Source organism: Zooshikella ganghwensis DSM 15267, assembly GCF_000428585.1.
Taxonomy (GTDB): Bacteria; Pseudomonadota; Gammaproteobacteria; order Pseudomonadales; family Zooshikellaceae; genus Zooshikella; species Zooshikella ganghwensis.
The window spans coordinates 1-16,897 of sequence record NZ_AUAF01000109.1; the positions used below are offsets into that span (position 1 = coordinate 1).

The following is a 16,897-nucleotide window of genomic DNA, read 5'->3' on the forward strand; positions in this document are numbered from 1 at the left end:
CATCAGGCCAACGTCTCTGACGAATAAACTGGTAGCATTGCTCATCATTTACCAGTTGTTTGATATTGATCATTCTTTGCTTATTACTGACTTAATTTACCCAAATAGACGTGCATAATACATCTTTGGTTGTATTATATGCTACCCCCTAGGAATCCATATAGAGCCTTGAAATAAATGACTGGGATAAATTTACTTAGGGCCTGTTAACACTATTTGAATATCACTGTTATGAAACCGCTTCACTATAGTTAAACCAGTGGCGTGTTCTGTTAGCAAATGCCACTAAAGAAAGCATGACAGGCACTTCAACCAAAACACCCACTACTGTTGCCAGTGCTGCTCCTGACTGCAAACCAAATAGCGAAATTGCTACAGCCACTGCTAACTCAAAGAAATTTGACGTACCAATCATACAAGCGGGCGCAGCAATATTATGAGGAAGCTTTATGATTTTTGCAGCACCATAAGCAATCGCAAAAATTCCATAGGTTTGCAATAACAAAGGTATCGAAATTAATACAATGGCTAGTGGCTGCTCGGTAATTGTTTCAGCCTGAAAACCAAAGAGTAAAACTACCGTCGCCAGGAGACCCACAATTGATACCGGTTTAAGCCCATGAATAAATTGATTCAAACGACGATGATCGCCCTTTGCATCCAGTACGCTACGTGTCAATATTCCTGCAAAAAGTGGCATCACCACATAGAGAACCACAGATAAAATCAATGTTTCCCAAGGCACCGTCACATCACTCACCCCCAATAAAAATGCAGCGATTGGTGCAAAGGCAAAGATCATAATAATGTCATTAACGGATACCTGTACTAATGTGTAATTTGCATCACCTTTGGTCAGTTGACTCCAAACAAAAACCATTGCAGTACACGGCGCCACGCCTAATAAAATCATTCCCGCAATATATTCAGTCGCCGTTTCGGGAGTAACCCAGTTAGCAAAAATCAAACGGAAAAAAAGCCACCCTAACGCAGCCATCGTAAATGGTTTAATAAGCCAGTTAATCACTAACGTTAGCAATAATCCTTTTGGTTTTTTGCCAATATGTTTAATCGAAGAAAAATCCACCTGAATCATCATCGGATAAATCATTACCCAAATAAACAGCGCAACGGGTATATTTACGTGTGCAACTTCCAGTGCCGCAAACCATTGAAACACGCTAGGTAATAAATTACCTAATAAAACACCAGTAAAAATACAAAGTCCCACCCACAGTGTAAGAAAGCGTTCGAAAAAGCTCATGCATTAAACCTCTTTCGCGATACTCTGTAGTGCTTCTTTTAATGCTGAAGGCGAAAGCGTTTCCAAGTCTAATGCCAGCATTTTCTGCACCCGTTGTTCAAGGGTATCCATTACCGTAAAAAAAGCTTCTTTTTGAGCGTTCTCGTCACCTTTCAGCTTGGATGGGTCAGGTAAACCCCAATGCACTTTAACGGCATCTCCAAACCAGGTTGGACATACCTCATTCGCTGCACTATCACACACAGTAATAATCACCTCGGGCTTTTTCACCTCATAATCATCCCAAGATTGACTCTGCAACCCTTTCGTACTCATGCCCCGAGCCTGAAGATAGTTAAGGGTTAATGGATGAATATGTCCAACAGGTTGACTGCCTGCGCTATAAGCTACTATTCGGCCTTGAGCAAAGTGATTTGTAATTGCCTCACATAAAATACTGCGACAGCGGTTATGTGTACAAATATAGAGCAGCTGCATTCCCAGATTCCTATTCATATACCCAACGTTATTCATTTTTAGGTTCACAGTAACCTAAACAATCTTGCAAACTATTTAGCTCAACAAGTAGGTCGATTTTCCATAGTTTTTAATTGGTGCTGATATTTACCTAAGACATCCACTTGTGCCTCACAAGCCTGCTCAAGTATAGGTGTAACCCAACGAGGCAAAGAAGGATGCAGAGAATAAAACACCCATTGACCACGACGTTCATCGATTAATATGTTGTAATTGCGAAGTTGTGCCAAATGCCTTGAAATTTTGGGCTGGCTGACATCCATTGCAGCCACTAACTCACAAACACAAAGCTCACGTTGTTGATGAACTAACAGTGTGATGTTCATTCGGGTTTCATCAGATAGACATTTAAAAAATTGAACGACATTGAGCAATGTTTGTAACTCCTTATCTTCAAAAATAACAACATACGCATATCCATATATACAAACTCAACATCAAACTGTCAAGCCTCATAAAACGAGCCGTAGTAAATATGTAGGTTTATTTCTAACTATGTTGTAAAAACGTTGGATGGTAATGATGAAAGGTAGAAAGAGAACTTTCAATAAAGGCCTGGTGTTTAAGTTTATTAAATTTTATCAATAATTCATCAGCAACCAATGGAGGCGAAAATAAATAGCCCTGACAATAATCACAGCCTAAAGATTTAAGAAAAGCCAAAGCACGCTCGTTTTCCACACCTTCGGCAATGACATTAAGCCCCAGGCTATGCGCTAATCCAATGATTGCCCGGACAATGCTTGCGGCATCAACGTCATTCGGTAAATCTTCAATAAAAGAGCGATCGATTTTAACAGTATCAATAGGCAGTTTTTTAAGATAGCTTAACGAAGAATAACCTGTTCCGAAGTCATCCATACTAATTGACACCCCCAGCTTTTTTAAATGCCCTAACTCTTGAATAGCAAATTTAATGTCCTCCATTAACATGCTTTCTGTTATTTCTAAATCAAGGAGTTGAGGTGCTAAACCAGTGACACTTAATACTTTTTTTACCGTGTGGACAATATTACCACTTAACAACTGACGTACAGATAAATTAACGGAAATACTGGTATAAGGTGGTAAATTACGTTGCTGATACCATTGCTGGCGCTGAGCACAGGCACTATACAAAGCCCACTCCCCCACAGGCATTATTAACCCCGTTTCCTCAAGTAAAGGGATAAAAGTATTAGGGCCTATAATCCCCTCTTGAGGGTGCTGCCAACGTATTAAAGCTTCTAAGCCAATAATATCACCTGTTTGTACATCAACTTGTGGTTGATAATGCAACAATAACTGTTGCTCATGTAAAGCCCGATATAAGCTTGTTTCAAGGTGGATGCGATACTCCGCCAGCGCACTCATATTTGAGTCATAAAACTGGTAATGATTTTTACCCTGATCTTTAACACGATACATAGCAATATCGGCTTGCTTTATCATTGTTTCTGTATCAGCATGCAAGCTGTCCATAACCGTAATACCGATGCTGGCGGATACAAATAACTGTCTACCCTGCAGCTCAAAGGGTTGACCCAAACCTGATATAATCTTGTCAGCGACAAGCGCAGCATCATTTTGGTCATAAATATTTTCTAAAATAACAGCAAACTCATCTCCACCCAGTCGAGCGACTGTATCTCTACGCCGAACGCATTGCTGTAATCTAATAGCAACTTGTTGTAAAAGCTCATCACCAATACTGTGCCCTAAGGTATCATTGATATTTTTAAATCGATCTAAATCAATCAGCAACAAAGCCAGTTTACGTTGCCAGTGCTGACCTCTCACCACAGCTTTATGTAAACACTCTTGAAAAGTAGAGCGATTGGCTAGCCGCGTTAAACAGTCAAACTGGGAAAGGTCATAAAGCAACTCAGCAGACTGCTTTTGTTCAGTCAAGTCCTTGACCATCACCAAAAAAAACATCTCTTGCTGGGCAAACTGTAATGAAATTACCCGCTCCCTACCCTCACTATCATCCACCGTCAACTCATATTGGGCTGGAGACTGATGCGCATAATGCAAGACAAAGGTAGAAAAAGCTTCCTGGGTTTGAGGTAACTTTGACCAATAACTTTGGATTAACTGACATTCTGCCCGCCAACCCAGCAGTGCTTTAGCACGATAGTTTACAAAAAAGATTTCACCTTTAATATTTATGACCACAATCCCATCATCGGTTGCTGTCAATAAATATGGTAAAAAAGGCGTCACATAATTTAAATCGCTGGTGTGAGCTAACGAAGTAGCAGTAGCATCCGCTGTAGAATATAGGGATTCAGTCATACAACTTCCTGTCGAGCAGAAGTGCTTATCTGAAAAACCAGATTAAACCTTCATTTTTCCAAAGGTTATCACTCTTACTGAAGTATAGTGAAAGACTTCCGTTTGTATAATTTTTCATCGAAGTGACTCTCTTACCTATACTGTCATCGCACTATTTTTGCTAAATTATGCCCTCGTGATTCATCTGCAGGGGCTAGTTTCTAGTGCTTTATGTCAAGAATTTTTTGAAATATTTGCTGAGACATATTGATTTAGTCATCGCCTTACATCAGCGCTTTGGCTCAATGAGTTTCAATACCCACGACTTCATGGATGTAGCGCGAAGTGTTGCTACCGATGACTGGGAGCAGTACGACAACCTGCAACCCTTATTAACAGACCTCTTACAGCGAGAAGTCTTATTACCTGTCCCCAGAGCAGAGTACTTATTTGATCTCAACCCTTATATTCTGGACATGATAGAGCTGCTGACTGACCAGGAGCAGCTTGCCTTAGCTGCAACCCTAAAAGCGGAAATACATGAGTTAACAAGACTAACACGCAATTTAGGTCAAAGTTTTGCCTTTCAAGATAGTCAATTAGTACAGCGTTATATCAGTCAATTAGATCGACGTTTTCGTGGCGTTCACCGACAGTTACAACGTAATGAACAAGCCATTATGCGCATCATTGAGACCACCAAGAATACTGCAACAGATAGCCAATCACTCAAAGGCCGTTATGCTCAAGCACTGGATGCCTGGGAGCATTATATTCAGCCCAGTACTGAAATGCTGGATACTCAAGGCGACTATGAACAGGCTTTAAAACAAACTGAAACACTACTGTTACAATACATGGATGACGTTCAACAGAAAATGGGCTGCCAACATTTACGTCAACTACAAAAACTTCATTATCGCTTATTGGACCTTCGTTCTGGCTTAAGATTTAGCATTGCCCGCTGCCAACGCTTACTCGAACCCATTTATCGCCGCCAACGCCGTAACTCCATTCTGGCAAGAGGCGCATCCATGGCTATTGCCGAAATACGTCAACATAAGTTTAAATATGCGACAACACCTAACCAGGTTGCGCTCATTGGCCGCAATCGCCCTTCCATAATGGAAAGCGACCATAGTATTTTGGCCTATCTATCACAACTAACCGACTTTGAACCACCAGCAGTTGATATTCCTGAAGTGCCAGATGATACAGCAACGGCCCAAATCCCGATCACCTTTAAGCAGGTACAAACACAAGCCATTAATGATGCCCCTATTGATGATTGTATGACGTGGTTGTTAACTCACTTCCCAGATTTAGATACACGCTTGGCTTTAGAGTACTTTATACGGCTAACGAATGAGTCAGAGCAATTCAGTATAATGCTTGGCCAACAAAGCCAATACGAAACTAATACTCACCACATTCATATGCAATGCCGCAGTTTGGAACACAGTTCTCATGAATGATATTACACCAGCCCCACTTGTGCTTGATGATCAACTCACTAAGCAATTGCCCAATGCCAAACTGATCTACACGAAATTAAGAGAAGGTGTGCATATTGCTGTCGATGCACTAGAGCATTATGCGTTATATAAAGAGCTAGAAAATCACGCAGCTAGTTACGAAGTTTTATTTAACCTATTAGGTTACGAATTAGTGTATAACGCTGAAGGATTTTTTTATTTTCGCTACCCCGACAGTGTTACCTCCAATAGCATGTCAACTTCCAGAAAAATCGCTTTACTGATTTTCACGTTAGTTGATTACTTACAAGATAATAATTTTGATCCATCATCAATGATTCAAGACCAACAAATTGAATTAAGCCTTTTTGAAAAAACCCAGGAATGTTTTAAAGATTTGTATACCCAAGCTGATATGGTAGCCTCTCAAGACCTCACCAATTTACTGGAATGGATGAGTAAACGAGGCTTTTGCCAAATTATTAATGATACTCATGTTAAATTCTGTAAGCCCATTGAGCGCTTTCTTGCCGCAACTGAAGCTATAGCTAACCAGCAAGCAACAGACAAACACACGGCACCATCAGAGGAATCAAATGAACAGCCGATTGATAACGCACTAACCGAGAGCCAAGAGGATTAATTCACTATGCAGTATGGTATGCAAAAGCTGGTTATGATTAACTCTGGAACCTATGCTTTCGGTGAAATACCTCTCCATGAAAGTGTTTCATTTTTTGGTTCAAATAATCGTGGTAAATCAACAGCCATTAATGCCCTACAATTTTTCTTTTTACCTTCTATGGTGGGCAGTCGCTTTGAAAAATACAGCAAAGAAGCTACCCGAAAGTTTTATTTCCCTCATGAAGCCAGCTTTATTTTAAGCGAAATAACAACCGTTCATGGCAGTTATGTATTAGGCATTGCCGGTAAAGGCCCAGCCAGTGGTTATCGTTATCAACATTTTATTTATCCTGGCCAGTTAGACACCAGTGTCTTTTTTTCTGAGCAACGTGCTCTGACTTTTAGCGATATCAAAAAACGTCTTAGTCAATCTGGGTTAAAAGTCACTACCTTAGACCCCCAAGAAGTTGAAAGCTTAATTAGTGGTGGGCAGAGCAAATGTGGTTTTTCACTAGACTTAGTACCTGTCGGAGGAAGTCGCCGCTATCAGGTCTTTAAAAGCCTCTTTGTCAGCCTGATAACACAGTCAGAAATTAATGCATCCATGATTAAACAATCTATTCTGGATGTGTTTTCCCATAAGTTATCCTCAACCGATATGAATCATACCTCGCTTAATTTTCAACAAAAAAAAGAAGAGGTATTTGCCGAGTATTATCGACTGAAAAAAGAATACGATGCTTTAAAAGCTTCATCAGAGCAAATTGAAGCACTCAGCGCTAAGTGCTTTCAGCGAGATAAAGCAACAGCCGTGGTATTTGGCCTTGAAGGTGCCATAAACAGCGAATATACCCGTTGGAAGTCCATGGTTGACGAAGACATAAACCGTCTTGAATTACAGCTGGCTGATGCCCAAAAGCAGTCGAATCATTTTAAATGCCAGGAGGATCAAGCACGCAAAACACATGACAATCTGTTACGTCAAGAAGCAATTTTAGAAGAAAATATTCGGCGTCACCAGCGAGAAGCTGAGCAGTTTAATAATCTGGAGCTCTATAATCCCGAGCAGCTAAACGCTGAAATTGACAATTTAAAAGCACGCCAAATAAAGCTCAATAACCAACTTGGTGTAGCCTCTTTAGGAGGGACTGAAGCCAGCTTACGTCGACAGATGCAAGCTCAGGAAAAAATAGTCCGTAAGCTGGAACAAACGCTTGCAGCCAATGAAACCTTTTATAATTACATCACCTCAAAACTTCCTCCAGAAAAAGCACTACATCTTGTTAAGCTCATTAGTGATGATTTGCTTCGTTTACCAATAAATGATGATGACTCCGCCATTCAAATTACTTCAGATGAAGCTATTCAAGCCTTACTAACTGACCTGACTCATGATATTAACGAGCAAGGCGTCCTTAAAGCTTTTGGTCTTGAGATAGACTTCAATCAACTAACAGCTCCTCATCAGCAGTTAACTATTGATAAACAAGCACTCGAAACTGAGTTACAGGAAGCCCTGATAAAACTAGAAGAGCTTGATCAACGTTTAAGTGCACTACTGGATGAGTCTGATATTCGCAGTGAATTAAAAGAAACAAATCGTCAGCTACAACAAAAAGAGCGGGAACTGGAAGCATTTAATCGTTATCAAGCCAGTTTACCTGAGTTTGATACCTGGCAGTCCAGTCTTTCTGAAATTAAAGCGGCTATAAAAAATACAGCAGAAGAAATCAATACATTTCGCTTACAACAAGAAAACCTTGCCGCGAACCACCGCGAAACAATTGAAGCTCACAGCAAATTACTGGCAGAGCGTAAACAGGTTGAAGAGTTATACGGACAACTACAACCCCCTGCGATCAGCTGGCCAAATAACGGTCAAATTGATGTTGATTATTCATCAATGCCGCTGCTTGATAAAATAAAAACCTACCAACGCCACTGGCGTCAAGCACAAGAAACAACCACCCAAATGGAGCTAATCTATAGGGATATTCGAGATAAAGGCTATCGAGCGGCAGAGCAATGCTCCGATTTAATGGCATCCTGCCACTATATTTTAGAAGCCTGGGAAGCACTGCCCGAAACCGAAACCATGTTAAGCCAGTACAAAAAAAGTGCAATTTTACAGTTAAGCAGTGTGCTTAATGACTTTCTCAGTGACTACCTCAGGTTAGAGCGGGAAATCACCCAATTTAATAAATCAATTGCGCAACGAACGGTATCTAACTTAAAACAGTTTCGAATTTTACTTCAGCCGGTTGAAGAAGTATTTAATGCCATTAAATATATTGTTGAAACAGGCCACTTAATTGAAGAAGGACAAAATCACTTACTTAATTTTGACCCTGTTGCAATTGATGAAGAGCGCGCAATGAATTCTGCAGAAATCATTGCTACACGTATTCATACGTCACTTAGTTTAGGTGATTTATTTACAGTAGCATTTGAAGTTGAGGATCAACAAGGTGAGATTAAACGCTATGACAAAATCGATGATGCAGGTTCTACAGGTACACGCAGTACCTTAAAGCTCTTAACATTGATGTACCTGATTCGCCATATGATGAGTGAAAGCCTCCAGGCTCAACAGCAACGCTTACTGTTTACCATTGATGAAATAGCCAGTGTTGATGCTGCCAATGCGCGAGAGCTACTTGATAGTGCTCGCGCGCTAGGGTTCACCCCACTACTAACATCTGTTTATGTCGTTGACTTGGCACACTATGGTATTGATGTAGTAAAAGCCCATAGCGGCGTTAAACGTCAGCAAGCATTAGTGGTTAAACCTGAAAGCTGGATACAATTGATCCCAAAAACCCACGAAAATGATCTTGCTATCTCTTAAGTATGTACCAACAGGACATACATTGATTCACCGTTGATTTAACTGCTATTCCTACCTTGTCGGTCGCTAGCATCTTCTCATGTTGCTAGCGCCAGACTTCAGTTTTTTATTAAACAATACCTGTAAAACTAATAAGTATTGCCTTTCCCTACCATAAAACAAATGTTTGAATCAATTTTCTATTCACAGCTTGACAGAGCGATATGAAGCCTGTGAATAAATCTGTTGAAAGTCATTATTTATTGCGACAAAAAAACAATAATGATTGACATTTTAAATAAATGATTTTTTAGCGTAGCTGTTTTAGTATCGGGCAAAATTTTTCTTCAATATACTATTTTTAAAGGTTTTTCCATTAAGCACGCTTGTTCAATCGTTAACACTTTTCATTGTTAAAATCACTGACAATTGTTACTTAAAGATCAACATAAGGTTACCCACAAAAACTGTGGATAACTTTGTGAATAATACCTGATTAACCAGCCAAGATACACATAGTTATAGCATCTACCACAGATTGAGCATTTTTTAATCAGCACTTTATTAAAGATTACAAACTCCTGCTAATTCAATCAGTTAGGCCACTAACTGTCGTTTTTACACACTTTGTACATTAGACAACGAGAGCAGTGCTAATTGTTTACTTTTTTGTATCAGAAAGTGCATGAAGAAAATTTAGGTATTACTCGAAAGAACGAGCAAATAGGAACGAGTGTCGTAAAAAAATACAACACATAAAAAAAGCCACCCTAGTGGGTGGCTTTTTGATATGGCGCGTCCGGGAGGATTCGAACCTCCGACCGCCTGGTTCGTAGCCAGGTACTCTATCCAGCTGAGCTACGGACGCGTATTTTATTTCGTGAACTATAATGACTTTGGACCTTTTAGTCAACTAAAAATTGTTTACTTTCAGCTATTTAACTTACTTAGTGATGCTAAATCAAAAGTAAGGTCCACAATCATCAAAAGCATTAATAAAAAAACCTGCTTTTATGTGCAGGTTCTTAATATATGGCGCGTCCGGGAGGATTCGAACCTCCGACCGCCTGGTTCGTAGCCAGGTACTCTATCCAGCTGAGCTACGGACGCCCGTCTGCTTTCGGGTTGCGTAATATAGTGATTTACGTCGTTTAGGTCAATCTATTTTTGCTCAGGCTTTAAATAAAATACCTAAACTAAATACACCTAATTGGCTGGTATTAGATTGTCTATTTAAATAAAACAACCCGACACTATAATAATTACTTCAACCGAATCTGGCGGAGAGAGAGGGATTCGAACCCTCGATACGCGATTAACGTATACTCCCTTAGCAGGGGAGCGCCTTCAGCCACTCGGCCATCTCTCCGGAAGACGCGCGAAATAGTAACAGATTCGCGCGAAATTCCAAGTACTTTTTTAAAAAAAGTACTTAAGTATTTACGCTGTTTAATTTTTCTTCTTTTTCCTTTTGAATCCGTTGATAGATCTCTTCACGGTGAACCGCAACTTCTTTAGGTGCATTTACACCAATCCGCACCTGGTTACCTTTAACGCCCAGCACTGTCACTGTAACGTCATCACCAACCATTAAAGTTTCACCTACTCGGCGAGTTAAAATCAGCATTACTATCTCCTTAAAAAGAGAGATCCAGCAACAAATCCATCAATTCAAGGTATGCCTAATAATCAAAAACCAATGCATACCTGATAGTGTTGTCCGTGATCCCTAAAAAACGCCTAACAACCCATTATCAAAAAGTTAAGCAAATTTGCAGTTAAACCGCTAACCACAACGCATAAAAAGCTTAAAAATAGATACTTTTGGTTATCGTAATAGTGTAACTACTGGATAAGCTGATTCTATGCGTATTTTCACTAAACACTTACGGCCTTCATTCCTCATCACCAGGCACTTGATCTAGTTCAAAAGTTGAATGCAAAGCTCGTACCGCTAGCTCAAGGTACTTTTCTGCAATCACTACTGAGACCTTTATTTCAGAGGTTGAAATCACTTGTATATTAATGCCCTCTTTTGCCAGAGCTTCAAACATCGTGGAGGCAACCCCAGCATGAGAACGCATTCCAACCCCAACAATCGACACTTTGGCAATTTTATTGTCACCTTCAACTTCTCGGGCATTTAACTCTGCAGCCGTTTTTTCCAAAATATCCAATGCTTGCTGATAATCATTACGATGAACAGTAAAGGTAAAATCTGTTGTCTTATCATCAGAGACATTCTGGATAATCATGTCCACTTCAATATTAGCGGCAGAAATGGGCCCCAGAATTTGATACGCAACACCTGGTGTATCAGAAACACCTTTTACTGTTAATTTCGCTTCATCTCGATTAAAAGCAATGCCGGAAATTAATGGTTGCTCCATTGAGTCGTTTTCCTCGTAAGTGATTAGTGTGCCAGGACCTTCTTGAAAACTGTGCAGTACTCGGAGGGGAACATTATATTTCCCAGCAAACTCTACAGATCTAATCTGTAGCACCTTTGAACCTAAGCTGGCCATTTCCAGCATTTCTTCAAAAGTGATTTTGGGGAGGCGCCGAGCATTATCCACAACACGGGGATCAGTAGTGTAAACGCCATCAACATCAGTATAAATTTGGCATTCATCTGCTTTAAGTGCTGCAGCCAACGCAACGGCTGTAGTATCCGAACCACCTCGGCCAAGCGTGGTAATAGCCCCATGAGGATCAATACCCTGAAAACCAGCAACCACAACAACCCGTCCGGCGTTGAGGTCTGCTTGAACCTTCTCTACATCTATATGCTCGATGCGTGCTTTGTTATGAGCATTATTGGTCTTAATCGCCACTTGCCCACCGGTATAAGAGCGAGCAGGACAACCACACTCATTAAGCGCCATAGCAAGTAACGAGATGGTGACCATCTCTCCCGTTGAGAGCAATACATCCAGCTCTCGTGCGGTAGGTTTAACTTGCATTTGCTTGGCCATATCAATAAGCCGGTTAGTTTCACCACTCATGGCTGAAACCACTACGACCACATCATCGCCCTTATCCCTGAACTTCTTAACTTTGTCAGCAACTGCTTGGATTCGCTCCAAGGAGCCAACTGAAGTTCCACCAAACTTCTGTACTATTAGTGCCATATTCCACTTGCTGCCACTGATGCCATGATACAGCTACTCCACACTCAACCTACAGACTATCTATTTGTAGGCCATCACTATGTGGTTCGTTAGCGCTTAAGATGAACTAACGAGGCTGCGTTACAAAAAAGAGCAATAATTAAACATTATTTGCCTGCGCTTGCAAACTGATGAGTCAGTATTTTTACTAACTCATCTAAGTAATCCCATAAAGTTATGGATTACGCATTCTCTTCAAGCCAAGTAGTTACCGATGCAACGGCAGTTGCGAGCTTAGCTGGCTCAGTTCCCCCACCTTGTGCAAAGTCAGGACGACCACCCGCTTTACCACCTACCAAACCTGCTACATAGCGCAAAATATCCCCAGCTTTAACCTGATTAGTAAGGTCCTTGGTTACACCTGCGGCTAAAGCCACTTTTTCTTCACTGATCTTAGTGCCCAAGACCACGACGCCTGACCCCATTTTATTTTTCAGCTGATCAATGGTGTCACGCATCGCTTTAGCATCAATTCCAGGGACTTCAGCAGCTAACAGTTTTACACCAGCCACCGTTTTAACCTGACTCAATAAATCGCTACCCGCAGCAGAAGCTAGCTTTTGTTGCAACTGTTCAACCTGCTTTTCCAGTGACCGGTTACGTTCTAAAACTGCACCTAGCTTATCCAGCAATGTTTCGCGCGAAGCTTTCAATAGGTTTGAAGCTTGCCCAATCAGCTGTTCACTCTGTTCAATCCAGTTTAGTGCCTGTAAACCAGAAATAGCTTCAATACGACGAACACCTGCAGCAATACCTGTTTCCTGCACAATAATAAGGGCACCAATATCACCTGTTTGCTTAACGTGGGTACCACCACATAGCTCCACGGAAAAATGCGACTGTCCCATGGCAAGTACACGAACCTGTTCGCCATACTTTTCACCAAATAACGCCATTGCACCCATTTTTTTAGCGCTGTCGATATCGGTCACCGTTGTTTGAACTGGGGTGTTGGCTTTGATTTGCTCATTAACCATACGTTGAATTTCAGCTAACTGCTTTGCATTTACAGCTTCAGTATGAGAGAAATCAAACCGTAAACGCTCATGATCCACCAATGAGCCTTTTTGAGTGACATGTTCACCGAGCACTTTACGGAGTGCTGCATGTAATAAGTGCGTAGCAGAGTGATTTTGTGCTGTTGCAAGACGCTCATCTTGGTCCACCAAGGCATTTACTTTTTGACCTACTGTAAATGTACCTTCCAGAACCTGGCCTAAATGAATGTGGTTTTCGCCTTGTTTTTGCGTATCGTTAACCTGAAACTTGCCATTTTGCCACTGCAAAAGCCCAGTATCACCTACCTGACCACCAGACTCTGCATAAAATGGTGTTTCTTCTAATACAATAACACCCTGCTCACCGATTTTAATCTCTTCTACAGGCTCACCATTGATAAATAAACCTGTAATTTCAGCTTGGTCAGTAACTCGATCATAGCCAGTAAATGCACTAGCGCCTTTAATATCGAGCACATTGTTATAATCAGTCCCAAACTTATTATGCTTTCTGCCTGCCTCCCGTTGTTTTTCCATTTCCTGCTCATAGCCTGTAAGATCCAATGTCAGGTTCCGTTCACGAGCAATATCATTGGTTAAATCAACCGGAAAACCATAGGTATCATAAAGGGTAAAAATGGTATGACCAGAAACTTCATTACCCGACAGATTAGCAATAGCCTCTTCCAGTACACGCATACCTTTATCTAATGTACGAGCAAACTGTTCTTCTTCTCTTAATAAAGTACGCTCAATACCTGCTTGAGCTGTTACTAATTCAGGGTAAGCTTCGCCCATTACCTCAACAAGCGCCGCTACTAATTTATAAAAGAAAGACTCTGTTGCACCCAACTTATTACCATGTCGAATCGCACGACGGATAATACGGCGTAAGGTGTATCCACGCCCTTCATTTGAAGGAATAACACCATCCGCAATAATAAACGAACAGGATCGAATATGGTCAGCAATAACACGTAATGAAGTATTATTTAATGCAACACCGCCCAAAATATCAGACGCCTTCTGCAGTATGTGCTGAAACAAATCAATATCATAGTTGTTGTGAACATTTTGCAAAACCGCAGCAATCCGCTCTAATCCCATCCCCGTGTCGACTGAAGGTTTAGGCAGAGGCTCTAGCTCACCACTGGCTTGGCGATTAAACTGCATGAATACCAAATTCCAAATTTCGATATAACGATCGCCATCATCATTCGGTCCACCTGGAGGATCTCCAGCGACATCAGGTCCATGATCATAAAAAATCTCTGTGCAAGGACCACAGGGTCCCGTATCGCCCATCGACCAGAAATTGTCTTTTTCACCTAAACGGGAAAAACGGGCTTGATCAATTCCCACCTCATTAAACCAAATGTCTTCTGCTTCTTTATCATCCTTATAAACCGTTACCCATAGCTTTTCTGCAGGGAGCTTCAGCTCCTCAGTCAAAAATGTCCAAGCAAATTTAATAGCATCTCGCTTAAAGTAATCGCCAAAGCTAAAGTTACCCAGCATTTCAAAAAAAGTGTGGTGCCGAGCGGTATACCCCACATTTTCCAGGTCATTATGTTTACCTCCGGCTCGAACACAGCGCTGTGATGAGGTTGCTCGCGTGTAGGTTCTTTTTTCTCTGCCCAGGAATACATCTTTAAACTGATTCATACCTGCATTGGTAAACAATAGTGTTGGGTCATCCGCAGGTATTAATGAGCTGCTAGGCACAATTTCATGACCATGGCGCTTAAAGAAATTTAAAAAAGCTGTACGTATTTCTGAACTCTTCATAGATGCATTCCATCAGGGCTAATTTGCAACCTGTTTAAGTCTTCACGAATCACTTAGCGTTGGTGAAACCGTTTCAGACAGCGTGTCATTCTGTTGCCCCGCAGCTGTCAGCCAAAAGACCTGAAAAGGGTCTGCTCAAGAACCTATCAGCGGGGACTGCCAACGCGATGCCACAGAACAACACATTTTCGCGCACAAAAGCGCGGATTATATAATGATTTGGGTGAATGTTTCACCCAAGATAGTTGTTTAATTTTGTATCGATAAACGCTTTTAAACAATCGCAGCTAGTCTTTCTTAACCTGAGCACTGATTTCTAATAACGCAAGCAAGCTAGACGTATCCCAACGACTCCCACCAATTTGCTGAACAGCCGCATAAAATTGATCAACTAAAGCAGTAACAGGTAAGTGAGCACCATTTTGCCGTGCTTCATCTAATACAATCGATAAATCCTTGCGCATCCAATCCACAGCAAAACCATGATTGTAGTCACCCGCAAGCATCGACTTATGCCGGTTATCCATTTGCCATGATTGAGCCGCACCTTTGCTAATTACATCAACGACAGCCTCAGGATCTAAACCACTGGCTTTAGCAAAATGTAGCCCCTCCGCCAACCCTTGAACTAAACCCGCAATACAAATTTGATTCACCATTTTGGTTTTTTGACCAGCACCTACTGGCCCCATATGCCGAACTGCACGGGCATAACAATAAATAACTGACTCAATACGGTTAAAGATATCAGCTTCTCCCCCAACCATGACGGTTAATGCACCACGCTCCGCACCTTGTTGTCCCCCTGAGACCGGAGCGTCTAAGAAATGCACCTGTTGTTTAGCGGCAATTTCAGCAATTTCCTCAGAGACATGTGCCGAAACTGTAGTATGATCAACCAACACCGAATTAGCAGACATTCCAGCTAAAATACCTTCTTGTCCTAAAACCACACTACGTAAATCATCATCATTACCAACGCAAACAAACACCACTTCAGCATGACTGGCTGCAAGAGCGGGTGTATTTGCACTTTTCCCACCATAGCGCTCACACCACGCTATAGCCTTGTCTGCCGTGCGATTATACACACACACCTGATGACCCGCTTTTTGTAAATGACCAGCCATAGGGTATCCCATTACCCCTAGACCAATAAAAGCAACTTTCATAAACTTCTCCCTTTTATATACCCCACGAAAGACGTAGCTCGTTTTTTTAAAACACAACAAGTGTCACACACAATATTATACACTTTGTGCTTAAGTAGCTTTTTATTGTATATCATACAAGCACCCATGCTTTGCTTGTCCACTCAAGCATGTCAGAACTTAGAAAAAAAGCAGTATTGTTAAGCTTGATTACATTGTAAGTTGTCGTCCATGCGTAACGCCATTATTTTTATATCATGGCTTTTTTATATCATAGGCTTAACAACCTATATAACGGAACTAACCACAATTCAACATGATTCACCTAGCCTTTAACTTGCCAGCACGAGCATCGGAATATCTACAATGTTTATTCAATATCAAATTGGGTTTATAAAAGTGGATTTATAACACGAATACTCTTTGATCTAGAAAAGAGAAATCGAATTTATAACAACTCACCATTTACTTCAGTTGAACGCGCATTAGAAACCAACACACTTTCACCTTCTTTAAATTTATTATCTACTAACAATACTCTAGACACTTTTACGCAGCCATAGCCCCATAGTCACTCATCTGTTTATACACTTGAGCGACTTTTTGAATACTTAAGCTTAACCCTAACTTGTCAAAAAGTTTTTCCATTAAGTGTTGATTAAATTTTTTACGTTTCCATGAGGCAATTGAAATTACTGTTCTATCATTACTTCCTTTTAATAGCTGATCCTCTAACTTCAAGACATTAAGTGCTGATAATGAAGCATTTAAATGAGTATGTGTGGCTTCTTTTTTACGTGACTAACAGTGGGTGAATCCTGTATATTG

12 protein-coding genes and 3 tRNA genes are annotated in these 16,897 nt (G+C 40.9%); 3 read left to right on the forward strand and 12 right to left on the reverse strand.

The window, feature by feature from the left end; all coding sequences use genetic code 11:
- Window positions 1-229 precede the first annotated feature (229 nt).
- The 4 genes from arsB to F607_RS30545 form a co-directional block, all read right to left on the reverse strand.
- Window positions 230-1,264, reverse strand: a complete 1,035-nt coding sequence (gene arsB / locus F607_RS0118865) for an ACR3 family arsenite efflux transporter (RefSeq protein ID WP_027709334.1) — start codon at window positions 1,262-1,264, stop codon at window positions 230-232.
- Window positions 1,265-1,267: 3 nt separating this feature from the next.
- Window positions 1,268-1,741 carry an arsenate reductase ArsC gene (locus tag F607_RS0118870; RefSeq protein WP_027709335.1) on the reverse strand — a complete coding sequence of 158 codons (474 nt, stop codon included), beginning with the start codon at window positions 1,739-1,741 and terminating at the stop codon, window positions 1,268-1,270.
- Window positions 1,742-1,821: 80 nt separating this feature from the next.
- A complete protein-coding gene (locus F607_RS0118875) occupies window positions 1,822-2,154 on the reverse strand; it encodes a metalloregulator ArsR/SmtB family transcription factor (protein ID WP_027709336.1) in 333 nt (110 codons plus the stop codon).
- A gap of 115 nt (window positions 2,155-2,269) precedes the next feature.
- Entirely contained in the window at window positions 2,270-4,057 is a 1,788-nt protein-coding gene (locus F607_RS30545) for a sensor domain-containing protein (protein ID WP_051311632.1), read from the reverse strand.
- A gap of 224 nt (window positions 4,058-4,281) precedes the next feature.
- Here F607_RS30545 and F607_RS0118885 point away from each other — a divergent pair, with 224 nt between their 5' ends.
- From F607_RS0118885 to F607_RS0118895, 3 genes are read left to right on the forward strand one after another with little or no spacing between them, the layout of a single operon-like run.
- Window positions 4,282-5,511, forward strand: coding sequence for a pseudouridine synthase family protein (locus F607_RS0118885; RefSeq protein ID WP_157365533.1), 1,230 nt, complete (start codon window positions 4,282-4,284; stop codon window positions 5,509-5,511).
- Window positions 5,504-6,154 (forward strand): chromosome partition protein MukE, encoded by a 651-nt coding sequence (locus tag F607_RS0118890; protein WP_027709338.1) that lies wholly within the window; start codon window positions 5,504-5,506, stop codon window positions 6,152-6,154. Before F607_RS0118885 ends, F607_RS0118890 begins: the two co-directional genes overlap by 8 nt.
- 6 nt (window positions 6,155-6,160) lie before the next feature.
- Entirely contained in the window at window positions 6,161-8,983 is a 2,823-nt protein-coding gene (locus F607_RS0118895; RefSeq protein WP_027709339.1) for a P-loop NTPase fold protein, read from the forward strand.
- Between the two features lie 770 nt (window positions 8,984-9,753).
- Here the strand turns inward: F607_RS0118895 and F607_RS0118900 are convergent.
- The 8 genes from F607_RS0118900 to F607_RS0118935 form a co-directional block, all read right to left on the reverse strand.
- Window positions 9,754-9,830: transfer RNA gene (locus F607_RS0118900), tRNA-Arg, on the reverse strand.
- A gap of 165 nt (window positions 9,831-9,995) precedes the next feature.
- Window positions 9,996-10,072: transfer RNA gene (locus tag F607_RS0118905), tRNA-Arg, on the reverse strand.
- 168 nt (window positions 10,073-10,240) lie between these two features.
- Window positions 10,241-10,331, reverse strand: a tRNA-Ser gene (locus tag F607_RS0118910).
- Between the two features lie 63 nt (window positions 10,332-10,394).
- On the reverse strand, window positions 10,395-10,589 hold the full coding sequence (gene csrA / locus F607_RS0118915; protein WP_027709340.1) for a carbon storage regulator CsrA: 195 nt from the start codon (window positions 10,587-10,589) through the stop codon (window positions 10,395-10,397).
- Between the two features lie 268 nt (window positions 10,590-10,857).
- Window positions 10,858-12,093, reverse strand: a complete 1,236-nt coding sequence (locus tag F607_RS0118920; protein WP_027709341.1) for an aspartate kinase — start codon at window positions 12,091-12,093, stop codon at window positions 10,858-10,860.
- 221 nt (window positions 12,094-12,314) lie between these two features.
- Window positions 12,315-14,918 carry an alanine--tRNA ligase gene (gene alaS, locus F607_RS0118925; RefSeq protein ID WP_027709342.1) on the reverse strand — a complete coding sequence of 868 codons (2,604 nt, stop codon included), beginning with the start codon at window positions 14,916-14,918 and terminating at the stop codon, window positions 12,315-12,317.
- 287 nt (window positions 14,919-15,205) lie between these two features.
- Window positions 15,206-16,090, reverse strand: coding sequence for an NAD(P)-dependent oxidoreductase (locus tag F607_RS0118930; RefSeq protein WP_027709343.1), 885 nt, complete (start codon window positions 16,088-16,090; stop codon window positions 15,206-15,208).
- A 528-nt stretch (window positions 16,091-16,618) separates the two neighbouring features.
- Window positions 16,619-16,810, reverse strand: coding sequence for a hypothetical protein (locus F607_RS0118935; RefSeq protein WP_027709344.1), 192 nt, complete (start codon window positions 16,808-16,810; stop codon window positions 16,619-16,621).
- Between the last annotated feature and the right edge of the window lie 87 nt (window positions 16,811-16,897).